The organism is Blautia sp. AM29-29 (assembly GCF_003480555.1).
Lineage (GTDB): Bacteria > Bacillota > Clostridia > Lachnospirales > Lachnospiraceae > Fusicatenibacter > Fusicatenibacter saccharivorans.
Window position 1 is genome coordinate 28,816 of record NZ_QUJD01000011.1, and the last position, 14,656, is coordinate 43,471.

General features: G+C 39.0%; 18 protein-coding genes and 2 pseudogenes. 10 read left to right on the forward strand and 10 right to left on the reverse strand.

What is annotated here, in order from left to right; all coding sequences use genetic code 11:
* The first annotated feature begins 56 nt into the window (after positions 1 to 56).
* The 3 genes and pseudogenes from DW769_RS09485 to DW769_RS09495 all read left to right on the forward strand — a co-directional run.
* Complete coding sequence (locus tag DW769_RS09485) at positions 57 to 326, forward strand: spore coat associated protein CotJA (RefSeq protein ID WP_082424512.1); 270 nt, start codon at positions 57 to 59, stop codon at positions 324 to 326.
* Entirely contained in the window at positions 323 to 604 is a 282-nt protein-coding gene (locus DW769_RS09490; protein ID WP_022462706.1) for a spore coat protein CotJB, read from the forward strand. The genes DW769_RS09485 and DW769_RS09490 overlap by 4 nt, the downstream gene beginning before the upstream one ends.
* Before the next feature lie 3 nt (positions 605 to 607).
* Positions 608 to 793, forward strand: a pseudogene (locus tag DW769_RS09495) (manganese catalase family protein); the annotation flags it as partial.
* Between the two features lie 115 nt (positions 794 to 908).
* Here the strand turns inward: DW769_RS09495 and DW769_RS09500 are convergent.
* Positions 909 to 2,882, reverse strand: coding sequence for a hypothetical protein (locus DW769_RS09500; protein ID WP_158579815.1), 1,974 nt, complete (start codon positions 2,880 to 2,882; stop codon positions 909 to 911).
* Between the two features lie 109 nt (positions 2,883 to 2,991).
* Between DW769_RS09500 and DW769_RS09505 the strand changes: the two genes are divergently transcribed.
* The 5 genes and pseudogenes from DW769_RS09505 to DW769_RS09515 all read left to right on the forward strand — a co-directional run.
* Positions 2,992 to 3,198 carry a helix-turn-helix domain-containing protein gene (locus tag DW769_RS09505; RefSeq protein ID WP_118750316.1) on the forward strand — a complete coding sequence of 69 codons (207 nt, stop codon included), beginning with the start codon at positions 2,992 to 2,994 and terminating at the stop codon, positions 3,196 to 3,198.
* 206 nt (positions 3,199 to 3,404) lie between these two features.
* The gene (locus tag DW769_RS17060) at positions 3,405 to 3,536 is read left to right on the forward strand and encodes a hypothetical protein (RefSeq protein ID WP_279220885.1); all 132 of its coding nucleotides are present in this window, start codon (positions 3,405 to 3,407) and stop codon (positions 3,534 to 3,536) included.
* Between the two features lie 288 nt (positions 3,537 to 3,824).
* Positions 3,825 to 4,001, forward strand: coding sequence for a hypothetical protein (locus tag DW769_RS16425; RefSeq protein ID WP_158579816.1), 177 nt, complete (start codon positions 3,825 to 3,827; stop codon positions 3,999 to 4,001).
* Positions 4,002 to 4,080: 79 nt separating this feature from the next.
* A complete protein-coding gene (locus DW769_RS09510; protein ID WP_118750317.1) occupies positions 4,081 to 5,694 on the forward strand; it encodes a recombinase family protein in 1,614 nt (537 codons plus the stop codon).
* Positions 5,695 to 5,779: 85 nt separating this feature from the next.
* A pseudogene (locus DW769_RS09515) lies at positions 5,780 to 6,028 on the forward strand (manganese catalase family protein); the annotation flags it as partial.
* 84 nt (positions 6,029 to 6,112) lie between these two features.
* Here the strand turns inward: DW769_RS09515 and DW769_RS09520 are convergent.
* From DW769_RS09520 to DW769_RS09535, 4 genes are all read right to left on the reverse strand, one after another.
* On the reverse strand, positions 6,113 to 7,684 hold the full coding sequence (locus tag DW769_RS09520) for a recombinase family protein (RefSeq protein ID WP_055058898.1): 1,572 nt from the start codon (positions 7,682 to 7,684) through the stop codon (positions 6,113 to 6,115).
* Positions 7,685 to 7,762: 78 nt separating this feature from the next.
* Positions 7,763 to 7,906, reverse strand: coding sequence for a hypothetical protein (locus tag DW769_RS16600; protein WP_005427045.1), 144 nt, complete (start codon positions 7,904 to 7,906; stop codon positions 7,763 to 7,765).
* A gap of 501 nt (positions 7,907 to 8,407) precedes the next feature.
* Positions 8,408 to 8,647, reverse strand: a complete 240-nt coding sequence (locus tag DW769_RS09530) for a helix-turn-helix domain-containing protein (protein WP_009255079.1) — start codon at positions 8,645 to 8,647, stop codon at positions 8,408 to 8,410.
* Positions 8,644 to 9,066: an RNA polymerase sigma factor gene (locus DW769_RS09535; RefSeq protein ID WP_022615780.1), complete on the reverse strand. Its 423-nt coding sequence runs from the start codon at positions 9,064 to 9,066 to the stop codon at positions 8,644 to 8,646. Before DW769_RS09535 ends, DW769_RS09530 begins: the two co-directional genes overlap by 4 nt.
* A gap of 593 nt (positions 9,067 to 9,659) precedes the next feature.
* On the opposite strand from DW769_RS09535, the gene DW769_RS09540 reads away from it, so the two are divergent.
* The gene (locus tag DW769_RS09540) at positions 9,660 to 10,016 is read left to right on the forward strand and encodes a helix-turn-helix domain-containing protein (RefSeq protein ID WP_103900081.1); all 357 of its coding nucleotides are present in this window, start codon (positions 9,660 to 9,662) and stop codon (positions 10,014 to 10,016) included.
* An 86-nt stretch (positions 10,017 to 10,102) separates the two neighbouring features.
* Here the strand turns inward: DW769_RS09540 and DW769_RS09545 are convergent, their stop codons facing one another.
* The 4 genes from DW769_RS09545 to DW769_RS09560 all read right to left on the reverse strand — a co-directional run bounded on the left by DW769_RS09545 (position 10,103) and on the right by DW769_RS09560 (position 12,925).
* The gene (locus DW769_RS09545) at positions 10,103 to 10,276 is read right to left on the reverse strand and encodes a cysteine-rich KTR domain-containing protein (protein WP_055058897.1); all 174 of its coding nucleotides are present in this window, start codon (positions 10,274 to 10,276) and stop codon (positions 10,103 to 10,105) included.
* Positions 10,273 to 11,040 (reverse strand): MerR family transcriptional regulator, encoded by a 768-nt coding sequence (locus tag DW769_RS09550; RefSeq protein ID WP_055058896.1) that lies wholly within the window; start codon positions 11,038 to 11,040, stop codon positions 10,273 to 10,275. The genes DW769_RS09545 and DW769_RS09550 overlap by 4 nt, the downstream gene beginning before the upstream one ends.
* The gene (locus DW769_RS09555) at positions 11,033 to 11,944 is read right to left on the reverse strand and encodes a DUF2268 domain-containing protein (RefSeq protein ID WP_074133956.1); all 912 of its coding nucleotides are present in this window, start codon (positions 11,942 to 11,944) and stop codon (positions 11,033 to 11,035) included. The genes DW769_RS09550 and DW769_RS09555 overlap by 8 nt, the downstream gene beginning before the upstream one ends.
* A 285-nt stretch (positions 11,945 to 12,229) precedes the next feature.
* A complete protein-coding gene (locus DW769_RS09560) occupies positions 12,230 to 12,925 on the reverse strand; it encodes a hypothetical protein (RefSeq protein WP_055058894.1) in 696 nt (231 codons plus the stop codon).
* A gap of 179 nt (positions 12,926 to 13,104) precedes the next feature.
* On the opposite strand from DW769_RS09560, the gene DW769_RS09565 reads away from it, so the two are divergent.
* Positions 13,105 to 13,665, forward strand: coding sequence for a TetR/AcrR family transcriptional regulator (locus DW769_RS09565; RefSeq protein WP_103900079.1), 561 nt, complete (start codon positions 13,105 to 13,107; stop codon positions 13,663 to 13,665).
* A 74-nt stretch (positions 13,666 to 13,739) separates the two neighbouring features.
* Here DW769_RS09565 and DW769_RS09570 read toward each other — a convergent pair whose 3' ends face one another.
* Positions 13,740 to 14,648 carry a conjugal transfer protein gene (locus tag DW769_RS09570; RefSeq protein ID WP_118298618.1) on the reverse strand — a complete coding sequence of 303 codons (909 nt, stop codon included), beginning with the start codon at positions 14,646 to 14,648 and terminating at the stop codon, positions 13,740 to 13,742.
* Positions 14,649 to 14,656: the final 8 nt, after the last annotated feature.

Genomic DNA, 14,656 nt, shown 5'->3' on the forward strand with positions numbered 1-14,656 from the left:
ACTTTCTTATTTTCTTCATACTCTATAAAGAACAGAAAATGAAAGAGGAACATGGTATGGATTCATCCCGTATGAATCGCGGCTGCTGCGGTGCGAACAATATGCAGAACCGCCGCGCCGCTTCAAACAATATGGAACTGAAGATGGAACCAAGGAATTTCCCGCGGAAAATGCAGCATGTAGATCATATGATACCTGCAATGGCGTACGTTCCGATGCAGCGGTTTGAACAGATCTATGATCTTTCCGCTGCATTAAAAAATGGAACCTTATTCCCGGAACTCTGTAAACCATTCTGTGGAAAGGGAGGAGGACAGTGCCTATGATGCCGCAGATGCCATCCCGCGAAAAGCTGCTCGCCTGGATTGATCAGGTCAGCTTTGCTGTTGTTGAAATGAACCTTTACCTCGACACCCACCCGGAGGATGAAGATGCACTTGCCTTTTTCCGGGAAAAAGTGGAGCTTCGAAAAGAAGCACTGAAACAGTACGCCGAACAGTACGGCCCGCTCACGATCGATACCGCCAACGACCGCATGAGCCGTTCTTTCGAATGGGTTATGCAGCCATGGCCGTGGGAAGTCAACCGGAAAGGAGGGTGCTGACGGATGTGGAATTATGAAAAACGCCTCGAGTATCCTGTAAACATCACGACACCAAACCCTAAAATCGCCCAAATTATCATGAGTCAGTATGGTGGCCCGGATGGAGAGATGGGCGCATCCATGCGGTATCTCTCTCAGCGTTTCACAGCACCGAACCGAATTGTAGCGGGGGTGTTGAATGATGTTGGTAGAACGTTATCGAAATTGCGTATCAAAAATTTATCATTTTTTTGAATAGCACACCACATAAAAAGAAGCACCGACCTTTCAAAAGAGAGATCAGTGCTTCTCGTTATTTTAAAATTTATTTTTGAATTTTACCACAGATAGAGCATACTTTTTGCTTGATAGTCTCAGACCATGCCTCTTTGTCTACGACTTTGATTTCTTCATCCCATGCTGGTACGTCTACGACAGTTTCTGTCCAAGCTTCTTTGTCTACGACTTTTACCTGTTCAGACCATGCTGCTTTGTCTACAACTTTTACCTGCTCATCCCATGCTTCCTGATCGATTACGTACTCGTCCCAAGCCTCTTTGTCGATCACTGTTTTCTCTTCTGTCCAAGCTTCCTGGTCTACAATTTTTACATCTTTTCTTGCATAAGATATTGACTCTCCACGCTCAGCATGGTATACCACATGTGCATCGATGGCATCCTCCCCATCGATGAACTTGCCACACAGACCACAAACTGTGTGGCGTTCTGTATGCGAAACCTCCGGATGCTTGATGTACTCTGTATGAGACTGTGCTTCATGATGAACAGTGTGACCTACTTCCTCATGATGCACTGTCTCTATGTGGGATTCCTCAGGATGGTTTACGGTCTCGTAGTGAAACTCCTCTTCATGATTTACTGTATGGGTTACAGCATCATGATGTTTGATCTCGATGTGACTTTCTTCCGGATAGTTTACAGTTTTCGTTTCTTCTACCCACTTATGTGTATGTTCTTCGTTCTTCGGATCTTTAATCCATTTTCCAGACTGATCGACATAATATCCATCAATCCACGTATCTACAGCCATTTCACCCTTCGCATTCATATAGTAGCAGCTGCCATCAATCCAATGCCAGCCTTCGCCATATCTTTCACCGGTAGTTTTGTCCATATAATATGTAACATTACCAATTTTCTGCCATCCGGTAACCATCCAGCCATCTTTATCAAATCTGTAATATTTTCCATCAATAACTTCCCAGTCATTCTTTGTATAGCTGCCGTCGGCATGGCGATACCATTTGCGGTTTCCGCTGGTGATCCATTTGTCCGCCGGTTTTTCTTTGCTCGGAATCCAGACACCGGATGCATCGACATAATAGTTGTCAATCCAAGTATCGGTTGCCATCGTGCTGTCACTCTGGAAATAATACCATTTTCCATCTGCTTTCAGCCACTCGTTCTGGTAAGCTGCGCTGTTATCATGCAGATAATATTTCTTTCCGCCGGAAGTATACCAGCAGTTCTTATAAGCACCGCCCCAGCTGCGGAAGAAATAGAGCTTTCCACCATCAGTAAAGGCTTCATTCGCTTTCATGCTGCCGTCACTGTTCAAATAATAGAGATTATTTTCCCATGTCTGCCATCCGGTTGCGATCCGTCCGTCTTTTGCCAGTTTCCATATGCCATCCATGGCGATCCACTGGGTATTCGTTACATCTGCACTGCTGTTGAAGGTATAGCTTCTTCCGTTAATCTTAGCGGATCGGTTCTTATAAGCACCGCCCCAGCCGCACAGATAGCGGATTTTTCCGCTGTCGTCCAGCCGCCACTCGTTGCTTCTCATGGTTCCGTCACTGTTCAGATAGTATTTACTTCCCTGCCATTCCTGCCAGCCAGTCGCAATCTTTCCATCTTTTGCCAGATACCAGTTGCCGCCTTTTACGATCCACTGGGAACCCTGCATTTTGCTGTCAGCGTCGAAGGTGTAGCTTCTTCCGTTGATGACAGCGTTACAGTTCTTGTAAGCACCGCCCCAGCTGCGGAAGTAGTAAATGCTTCCGTCGCTGTCAATCATCCATTCATTTGTTTTCATGGTTCCGTCGCTGTTTAGATAGTAGCGTTTTCCATCCCATTCCTGCCATCCGGTGGCTTTGACACCGTCTTTATAGAAGTACCATTTGCCGGATTCTTTCGCCCAGCCCGTCTTTACGGCAGCGTTTACCGTCTGCGCCGACAGCATCGGAGCCGCGTTCATTGCGATCGGAGCCGCAAGCAGCACTGCGCCGGTCATCGTCGCAGCAGCAATTTTCGTCGTTTTTCTCTTTTGTCTCATAAGACTTTCCTCCCTAATCACGCAAGATATTAGCCATATATGGCTAATATGATTATAGCCCATAAACAGGTAGTATGACAAGTATCAAAATGGAAGGAAGAAAGGAAAAATGATATCATACTCCCCGTTATGGAACACATTGAAGAAAAAAGAAATTACGCAATACCAGCTCATTAATAAGTACAAAGTATCCGCCGGACAGCTGTCCCGTCTTCGAGCCAACAAAAATGTTTCAACCCATACTATCGACTTTTTATGCGAAATATTGGAATGTAAAGTAGAAGAGATTATGGTATATATTCCAAACGAAAAATAACAATATATGTCTATGCGCCCAGAGCATCCCAATGGATGCTCTGCTTTTATTTTTGCGAAAAATACAAAAAGGCAGTCACACGCACCTGACTTCGGAATAATAAAACGGTACAATAGATGCATCAGCTGACAAAAACAATTCATGGGCAGCAGGGGATCAGCGGCAGTCATAGTAAATAAAAATATGCTGCTCATCAGGGAGAGGGCGTGATCCTGCTGGATGGTCGGGAAGTAGAAGAAGTTAAGATTCCGTGGGTTGCGGATGTTCCGGGATGGAGAAAACACATGCTGGATACCCTCGGGCAGAGCGCGGACGTTACCGTCCGGTGCGAAGGCTGAGAGGGGATGCAAGCGGGGGTATAGTATTACCCCCGCTTGCACAAAAAGGCCCAGCACCACTCAAAAAATCCAGTATCTATGCGGCTTTCCAGCCCTCCCAATTCTGTTCGCACCCCATAAACAAAAGAAACACAAAAAAAAGGAACGGTAATTTTGTATGAACACATCCAAGTACCGCGAAGCAACCAATTAATAAATACTTTAGAAAAATTTGATCTGATGTTTTATGCATAAACACTTGATAAAAATTTGCATAAGGTATTATCAAAAGGTGGAGATATCGAAATTATGAATGATAAAAATTCATACGATTCTAATAATGCCAATGCATCTATAAACTGTAATGTTTCAAAAGAAGTAAAAGATTCTTTTCGCAGGATGTATAAATGTGGAATTTATAAAGAATTACATAAACGCAAACTCTTATCAGATGCGCAACTTGATGCATTGCTGAGTTTGAAATGAGATTCAAAACAGTTGCGCACCACAGGGCGATATGATATATTGCTCTTGTGGTGTGCTATTTTTATATGGAGGTAGCACAATGCAGGAAAAGTTAAGAGTTGCGGCTTATGCGCGAGTATCCACCGACAAAGATGACCAAACAAACTCTCTTGAAAATCAAAGAACATATTTCAAAAACTACATTTTGGCTCATGAAAACTGGCAGTTAGTAGACGTTTATTATGATGAGGGAATTACTGGAACTCAAACAAAAAAACGCCAGGGCTTTCGGCATATGATCGAAGATGCAGAAAATAAGGAAATAGATTTGATTGTCACGAAAGAAGTTTCTCGTTTTGCCAGAAATACCGTTGATACTCTTTCATACACCCGAAAGCTCAAAGAATTTGCTGTGGGCGTTATATTTACACTCGACAACATCGACACAAGGGATTCTGATGGGGAATTTCGGCTTACCATTATGGCAAGTATCGCGCAGGAAGAATCACGCAAAATATCGGAACGTGTGAAATGGGGACAAAAAAGGCAAATGGAAAAAGGTGTTGTATTCGGTAGAGATCTGCTAGGGTATACCATACAACATGGAGTTCTTGCAATTAATCAAGAAGAAGCTCCGATTATAAAAGCTATTTTCCATATGTACACAAATGAGGGAAAAGGAACCCACGTTATTGCACGTGAATTATCTGAAAACGGTATGCGCCCCAAAAGAGTTCATCAGTGGTCTAATACCGTAATCTTAAAGATATTACGAAATGAGAAGTATGTTGGCGATTTATGTCAGAAAAAGACATTTACGCCAAATTATTTAACCCACGCCAAAAAGTACAATCACGGTGAGGAGGACACGGTTTACTTGAAAGATCATCACGAAGCCATTATTGATCGAGATTTATGGGAACGTACACAGAACGAATTAGAACGACGTTCCCCATCTGCTGAGCAAAAACTAAAACATAGTAATCGTTATTGGTGCAGTGGTAAATTATTCTGTGCCGAATGTGGTAACCGCTTTGTGAGCCGCACAAAAAGGCTTAAAAACGGCGAACAGTATAAAGCATGGAGATGCCATGCAACAGCTGCACATGGTACCTTAAAAAAAGATGCTGACGGCAATTCTATCGGATGTAATAATAATTCTATCAACGATAAGGCTTTACAAGCTTGCATGAATTATTGCATTTCACTTATTCAAAGTGAAAAAGATTCTTTAAGAAAAGAAATCTTGAGCGAAATTGCTTTGATACAGAAAAATACTGTCAAAAAAACAGATACCAAACGAATCAAGAAAAAAATAGAGCAGTTGGAAAGCAAAAAGCGAAAAGCGATTGATCTTATACTGGATGAATTAATTTCAAAAGAAGATTTAAAGGCTCAGACAGATTGGTATAATGCAGAAATAGAAAAATTAAATATACAATTATCTGATTCCCTGCATGAAGCCAAAGAAGAATCACGTCAGAAAAACAAGCTTGAGAAATATATAGCCGCTTTAGACGATATTATGAGTGCTGATAGCAATAATGAATTATTGTACAAAGAGGTGTTAGACCATATCGACATATACAAGGATAATATTCTCACGATATGGTTGAAATGTATTCCGTTTGGCATTCAGTTAAAAATAAGAACATCCGGAAGACAAAGCTGTTTTAAAACAGATATTTTAGAAACCATTTTTATTCAAATATAAAATAGTTTATAATAATTATGTTAATATAATTCTATTTCACCTGTTGGTGAAATGAGTGGAAAATTTTAGTATCTATTGTAATAGGATGCGCAATAACGAAAACGATATAGGGACAGAAGAACTCGCACACCTTGAGATGGTTTCAACGATCGTTCATCAGCTCACCTGCAATCTTTCTCTGGAAGAAATTCAGAATTCCGGTTTTGCTAATTACTATGTAGACCACACAGCCGGAATCTGGCCGCAGGCGGCTGGCGGAGTTCCGTTTAATTCCTGCGAATTTCAGTCGAAAGGCGATCCGTTAACAGATCTGTTCGAAGATCTCGCTGCAGATGGTGCAACTGCATAAGTGCAACATAGAAGTGTTAAGTAGAAGTTCTATATAATCTGGTGTGCCAGACACCAGATTTTACAGAACTTAGAAATTCCAATGTATTTCAATCGGGACATTTCTTGTCCCTGGAATCCGTTTTCCTACTAATATATAATCAATTAGAGTTTCAACGGTTTCTCTGTCTAAATGTTCAAGATTTGTGTATTGCTCAATAAGCTGGCGGCGATTATCGCCTGTCTGGATTTTTCTCTCAATTACATCAAGCTGTTTTTGCGTTTCAATCACCAGCTTTTCAAGCCGTTCTCTGTCATTTGTGAAGTCTTTTGACAAATTCAGGAAATCATTTTCGGAAAGAATCCCTTTTACTTTATCAAGATAAAGTTCTCTGATTACCTTTGCGTCTTCTTCAATCTTTTTTTGATAAGTAGCAAGTTGTGTTTCTAAAGCAGTTTTTTTCTCCTTTACGTTGGAGTGAAATTCCACGTTCTGTTCCAATTCATCTTTATCAAGATATTCTTGTGATAACTTGTTCAGTTCAGAAATAACTGCCTGCTCCAACTTCTTCACAGAAATAAATGAGCCTATGCAAGCGTCCTTTGCAACATGGCGATTTGAACATTGTAAATAATGTCTTCCATCTGTCTGCTTATTAGAACGCATGGTATAGCCACAGTTCATGCAGCGAGCTTTTCTGGCAAACAGCCCTATGGTTCCTACTGTAAATGGTTTTGCTTTTTCAGCTACCATAGATTGTACTCTATCCCAAAGTTCACGGTCAATAATCGGTTCGTGTGTTCCCTCTACTCTGTACCATTCCTCTTTAGGTCTGGGCTTATTTTGTTTTGTCTTATACGAAACACTGCCGTATTTTCCTTGAACCATATTTCCGATATAAATTTCATTTGTCAGCATATCGGAAATAGCAAAATATTTCCATAAGGTACTATTTTTTCTGGTAGGCTGCTTATAGCGTAAACCATGAAGCCGTTTATATTCCGTAGGGTTTGGAATCCCACGGTCATTCAGCATACGGGCAATCGCTGTTTTGCCATATCCCTGTGAAAATAAAGTAAAAACTTCTCTGACAACAGCAGCAGCTTCTTCGTCAATAATCAGGTGTCCCTTTTGTTCGGGGTCTTTTTTATAACCATAAAGAGCAAATGCACCAATATGAAATCCATTCTTCCGGCGGTCAGTCAATACGCTGCGGATGTTTTCTGACATATCCTCTAAATACCACTCATTAACCAGACCATTGATTTGTCTTGATTTTTTGTTTCCTTTATTAGCGGTATCTGCATTATCTACAATACTGATAAAACGAATCCCCCAAATAGGAAACAATCCATGTATGTATTTTTCCACCAACTCTAACTCTCTGGTAAATCTGGATTGTGTTTTACAGAGGATAATATCAAATTTTCGGTGTTCAGCGTCATTTAACAGTTTGTTAAATTCTGGTCTTCGTCTATCTGAACCAGTATAATCGTCATCACTGTATATATTGTAGACTTCCCAACCTTGTTCCAATACATATTGAATCAGCATGGATTTTTGATTTTGAATACTGTTACTATCATCAGTTTCATGTTGTTTGTTTCTATCTTCTTCTGATAAGCGGCAATAAATAGCAACTTTTGACTTTGTGTTCATCATATTTTATCTCCCTTAAAGAGAAGATAAAACAAACATTCCACCTACACTTATTATACCGTGTTGAGAAATGTTTGTCTATCATTTTACAGGTAATACCTGTCCTTTGGATTTTTCTAATTGATTGATGAGTTCTATCCATTTCTGATTGAACTCTTTTTTTAATGCCGACTTATCTTCACACTTAAATACATTTTTGCAGGAAATTTCTGCTTCTTTTGGCATAATTCCACCTCACAGTCTTTACTATGTTTACAGACTATGCAAAAATGCTTGTTCATTATGAAAGAATCATCCTTAGCAAACCGAACAGCTTCCGCTAAAGCTCATGGGAATCTCACCCCTGCATGGTTCTCATCCAGCCGTACCCTTTGCCAGCGGTGCTACATCATCACACGGACTAAGGCTGTACGGAAGTATCATTATCACGATAGAAAGGTCATGGCGGCAGCTATTGCGGTAAGCTGCTTATGGAACGCTGGCAGGAATCGCTATCCGGTTTCATCCCTCCTTTGGTGGGTTACGGCGTGCCAGCCCAACGGCTCTCTTTCTATCGAAACGTATTCGGCTGCTTTATGCTGCGTTGATTAGACGCTTTCTTTTTCAAGGAACAATCTGGCTTTGTCAGCCTGTTAAAATGCACTGGTGATAATGCACTTTAATAGACTGGCAAGCTCTGTCTGGGAAGCATGGGCTTGTCCATGCTTCCACAGGAGAGCGTTATTTTTACTTTGGTTCCCTGATTTCAAAAGATAAAATCTTTGCAATCAGACGTGTTTCCATCCGGCGGCGTAGGGTTTCATCTACAACCATGTGGGTATTGCCATATTCGTCTTTCATGGGACGCATGGAACGGCTGGCAATAAAACCGCTGTAATGGCGTACAATCTGGTTGACTGCTTCAATATCGCCGTCCGCAGCCCTGACAATCACAGGAAACGGAATCATAGGGTGCTTTGCTGTCATGCTTCTTCCTCCATAAATTTTTTGATAAATTCCAGTCCGGCGTGTCTTCTTCTCTGGATGGTAGAACGGTTGACTTCCAGAATTTTTGAAATTTCCGTATCGTCAAATCCGAGGAAATAATATCTCAGGATAACGTCACGTTTCTTTCCATCCAGATTTTCTAATGCTTCTGCTAATAGGCTGTTTTCAATGCGGACAGTAAATCCATCCATTTCAAAAGTATGGAAATGGGAGGGATAGGTGTCTTCGGAAGAAAACAGATTGACGGTGTAATCGTCCATATCACAGAACAGGGTTTCCCGTTTACACTGTCTGGACAACGCTTTGAGATAGTCTTTGCGTTCATCCTCCATAGCGACTTTACAGATATAATCAAACTGGTTCTCTATGGTTGTCTGAAATTCAGATGGCTTCATCATTGCTCACCCCCTTTCCAGCCTTGAAAGGGAGCGAGTTGATAGGAATTTCTGCTTCTTTCCCCCTTTTCGCTCTTAGTCCCGACAGGACAGGGGGTGCAGTTGCGTTTTGAGAAGAAAAATTTAAAAACTTTTTCTTCCAACTAAAAAAGCACGCAAACAGACGATATTTCTGCTTGTGTGCTTCGATAGTTCTTACTATGTATTGTAAAAAACCATATTGCGGGTCAGACTTTTCTAGCGTAGGTGGATGGCTTTTTTTAACGGTTTACCGAATGTAGATATATTTAAGAAAATATTTTGCATAGCGGCTTCCTCCTGTAAGCCGCTGTCTGTATAAAGTAGTAGACTTTAAAAATCATCTATATTTCATGCAAAAAAAGACGGCGGCTTTTGTTAAACCGTCGTCTGGAAAAGATGATGTGATTTTGACGCAGGGAAAGTATGCTGCCAAATAACGGTTTTTTTTATTTCCGTTTCGGCAGCATAGTTTTATCTTTGATACGCATAATAGGAACTGTACAACTATGTAATACGTTTTTCTATACCTGTCGCTATTACAACAGGAACAGTAAAATGTACAGAGGTGGTGTATTATGCGTAAAAAAGAAGATAAATATGATTTCAGGGCGTTTGGGCTTGCCATAAAAGAAGCCCGCAAAAAACAGGGTTTGACCCGTGAACAGGTGGGAGCAATGATTGAAATTGACCCACGCTATTTAACCAATATTGAGAATAAAGGGCAGCACCCAAGTTTACAGGTGCTGTACGACCTTGTATCTCTGCTGAATGTATCAGTGGATGAGTTCTTTTTATCCTCTGATAGTCTGGCAAAAAGCAGCAGACGAAGACAGCTTGAAAGCAAAATTGACAATTTTACAGACGCAGACCTTGTTATCATGGAAAGCGTTGCAGATGGTATTGTCAAATACAAGGAAATGGAAGATAAATAACTTCTATTGCCTGCAAGAATAAGATTGAAATTAAAATGAGCCGATAGTCTATAAGCTATATAGCTTATAAATTATCGGCTCTGCGTCTAGGCGTCTGGCTCTTTGATAATTTCTATTTTGAAGTTATTTACGCATATCAAACTTTCTTTTTTACATTTTGGACAATACAACGGAAAGTTTTTTAGCTGTGTATCTTTTCGTATTTTAATCCTTGTTTTATTGTTGCATATAGGACAAATAACCCACTCCATCATATTCATTCTGAACCTCTGCAAAAAATTTGTATTGCTTCATTAAAAAAAGCTGCAAGATTTCCACTACTAAATCTATTTATAAAAGTGGTAAATCTTTCATCTGTAATATAGAGAACTCCCAAATTAGATAAAATTTGTTTATTACATTCATAAAAGTGTTCAGAAATATATTGTTGCCATTCATGTACTATTGCTTGTACTTCTGAACTTTCCGCAGGACTATTTTCATACATAGCTAGTTTTTCAAAAATATTGCGAGCCATTGAATAAAAAGATTCTATTTCTTTCTCTTGTATTTGCTTTGAATGGGAAGAAAACATAGTCTTGTATTCTCTGAAACTTTCAGTATTTCCCCATTGTTCTAATACTTCTTCTTGAAATTGCGATTGTAACTCAAGTATTTTTGCATTTGAAAATGCAGAAAATTTAATTTCTTTATTTCCGTTGATTGTGTCTTTTACAAGTGAAATCAAAGCTTCTATTCGTTCTTTCTGAGCTTCCAAAATCAGTACATGACGCTCTAATGCTTCTGAACGAACATAATGAGGTGAATCCAGCAGTTCCTTAATTTCTTTTAGGGCGAATCCAACTTCTCTAAAAAACAAAATTTCCTGAAGCCTAGTTAAATCGTCGTCTGTATACTGACGGTATTTTGCTTCGGTTATAATAGATGGTTTTAATAAACCAATTTCATCATAATAATGTAGTGTTCGAGCAGTAATACCTGTTAATTTAGCAACTTCATGGACTGTTTTAGCTTTTTCATTCATTCCAAAAATCCTCCGTAGCATTTAAAATTTCTTTTGCAGGTAATAGAGTTGCTTCGACAATGTTTTTTCCAGTCTTTTGCAAGTAGTGTTTAATCAAGTGATAGCCACACGCATATCCGGAACAATAGGGTAATCCGACCTGAGGATAGTTTTGTAATGCTGCCATTTCATCACCATAAAGGTATGCATTCAGATTTTCTAATCCTTGAACATTTAAACCGTCCCGAATAATAGGCTTAATATATTCATTTAAGGTTTCTATATCAGTTTTTGTTACCCAAGGACCTGCTTTATCTTCACCATACAGAAATGTTGCAAAGTTTTCTGCCAATCCCTCATTGACTATCATTTCACCAAGAGTGATGTCATTCTTCCATTTAATAAATTGAAATCGTACGTTGTGATTAGTTTCATGTGCTAATGCTACATGAAGATGTGATAAAGTGTATTCATTAGGTAGTAACCAAGAAAAAATATATCCTGGAATACCACCATCACCACAGTAACCATCATTTAAAATAATGTAAGGATTTTTAGCATTTGCAAGTAAAATTGTAAACGCATATTCTTTAATGGGTAGATTAACACCGTGTTCAACAAAGCAATTCAACGACTGCTGAATGGATAACTCACATTTTTCCCAGAGTGTATTATCAGAAATTAGCTTAATATTATTTTGTTGCTTTTGGTCAACAGCGGTTGGGGCGATATGTCCAAGCATTTCGCTTGCCATAATTACATCATATCCATTAGGCGTTAGAGCTTTCATAGGAACACTATAACAAGCCCACTTTTTTTCAAAAGGCTTCATAAGTTCATATCTATAAATGTCATTTTTTTTGTCTAACGGTGCATTCATAATTTTTGAATAAACTTTGTCAGAACGGATAGCGGATATTTTCATAATTCTAGTTCCTCCTTTTGGTTTTATCATATACTATGACGTAACGTTAAAGTCAATAGGCAAATTAAAAATTATCACAGATGTATGGTAAATAATTAAATGTCTTAGTAGACAAAGGAAATAGAGGTTAAACAACATAAATTAACTTGATTGTCGAAGTAGAAATTGTTGTTTGAAATATTGATGGAAAAGTAAATAAAAATTGCAATAGGCAGATGGTATTGTCAAATCTAAGGAAGTGGGGGAAATGTAAATCCTCCACTTTTGCTTATAATTGCAGTGATATTAGAATTGATACTCTGCAATATTTTTGAAATCATTGTTCAACACATAATATACCTTATTTTTAGTAACGGAATATACAAAAGAAACTCTGGTTGCCCAAAGTCCTTCCTGACGTACTGACCTAAGTACATCAAAGGCGTTGGAAATAGAGAAGTTTTCTCCATATCCTTGCAGTAAATCCTTTGCCTTTTCATATCTGTTATCCCCAGATAAAACATATGGATTAGTCAATTCTGGTTTTAAAATGGAGTAATTTGTTATTAAGGAATATTTTTCTTTTTCCAAACGATACCCAATCCCCGGTTCAATAATGAGAACACGCCCAGTTCTATCTGAAAACATAGCCTGCATAGTAGTGTCAGGAGCATAAGTAATTTTCTTTTTTTTCACTATTTCCAATGAATCATCAAAAGAGAGGTTGCCTTTTATAAAATTTTCTGTCAAATCAGCTATTGTATAGCATGATTCATTACCGCAAAATTGTGCATTGTCATTTCCATGTACATACAACAATGTGCCAACATTCCCATTTCTATTGATTCCGTGAAAAGAGTGATACTTATTATCGGACATTTTTATCCCTATAAAAAAACGGTCTTTTTCAGCAATTACGGTATGTTCCCATTCAGAAAGGTCAATATCAAAATTGAACCCAACAATGGTTTCTTTCCCATTATACACAAATCTTGTACACATATTTGTAGTTCCTTTCATAAACTAATTATAGTAGTATTAAAACTAATTATATTAGTAATATTAAATATTATAAGACAATTTGTCAATATAAAAGTTCTTTTTTTCTAACCTAATTATTGACTTCGCTAATTTAATTACTTAAAATGAGGTAAATGATGTGAAGAAAGAGGAAAATGAATATGCGAGTTACAAGAGCCGAAGTTATAAAAACAGCGTCTGATATGGCTGATAGAAATGGACTTCATAATGTTTCTTTGAAAGCTATTGCTGAAAATTTAGGGATTCGTACCCCCTCCTTATATAATCATATAGGAAGTTTGGATGAACTTCTTAGGGAGATAGCACATAGTGGTATGCGTACTATGAATGAAAAAATGATTCGTGCAGCAATCGGTAAGACAGGGGATTCAGCGTTAAAATTAGTGGCAGTTGAATATCTTAATTATATGATTGAACATCCCGGTGTGTATGAAATAATTCAATGGGCTAGTTGGAATGGAACAGAGGAAACAGCAATCATTTTTAATGATTATCTATCTTTACTTAAAACACTTATTTGCTCATGTGGCTTTAATCCAGATAAGACCACTGAAATTTTGAGCATGGTAACAGGTATGCTTCATGGTTATACAACATTACAATTAAGATATGCCTTTTCAAATCCTGATAAAGTAAGAAAAGAATTATCCGAAGCAATTGATACACTACTGCTGGGAGCTAATCAAAAATATAAAGATTAAACGAAAATTTCTTTTAAATACTTTGTAAGAGAAACGTGCAAATCTCCAAATGAGAAATGCACGTTTCTCTATAACTATTTCACAATTTTCCAGTTTTCCCCGTTCTTTTCCAGCACAAGGTAAAACTGCGATACCTGTGTTGTCATGGTCTGGTTATCCAGATATTTTACTGCAAGGGAAGCTGTCACCTGATTTCCGTTTCGGTTGTAGACAGGATTTACCAGTTCCGAGAAGATATATTCTTTCCCCACAGGGTTCAGCACGCCCTCATTCACATAATAGGTCAGCTCCTTTGCGGTTGCCGTAGGGTACAGCTTGAAAAAGGTAGTGAGAAATTCGTTGATTTCCTCCGTGGTGATGGAATCCACCGTACCGTCACTTTGTACCGCTTTTGGTGTATAGCCGGACTTTACGGGAACACTGGTGATGGTAGGGTTCTGGATAATCGTCAGGTTTCCAGAGCTGTCTACATAGACCGTCACCTGATAAGCGGAACGGACGGTTTTACTGGATTCTCCCTCTGTGATACGCTGTTCCACCGTATAGGTCACTTGATAATGCTGCTCCTTTTCTTCTGTGATTTCCCATATCTGAAAATCGGTCAGGGCAGACGATACAGGGATGTCTTTTCGGACAGTATCTACATTCAGGGCTTGCAGTTCTCCGGTGAGATAGCCTTTTAAAGCATTTGTCCGGTTATCAATGGAAGCAGCGGACTGTTCCCATGAATAGTAGACTTCTGCGAAATTCTCCACAAAATTCTCTATCTTGTGGGTGTCGAGGATGGTTTCCTCAATCACTTTGGTTTCATGGACAGTATGAATGTCTATCGCCGTGAAATTCTTATAGACGGCAAACAGGAAGCTCACTGCCAGCAGCACCCACAGGGCAATCACGGTTTTTTTATGGGTATTGACTTTGTAGATTTTCAGTTTCTTTTCTTTCTGCTTTTTCTGGTTATCCTCTTTTCTAATCTGAATCATATCGGTTC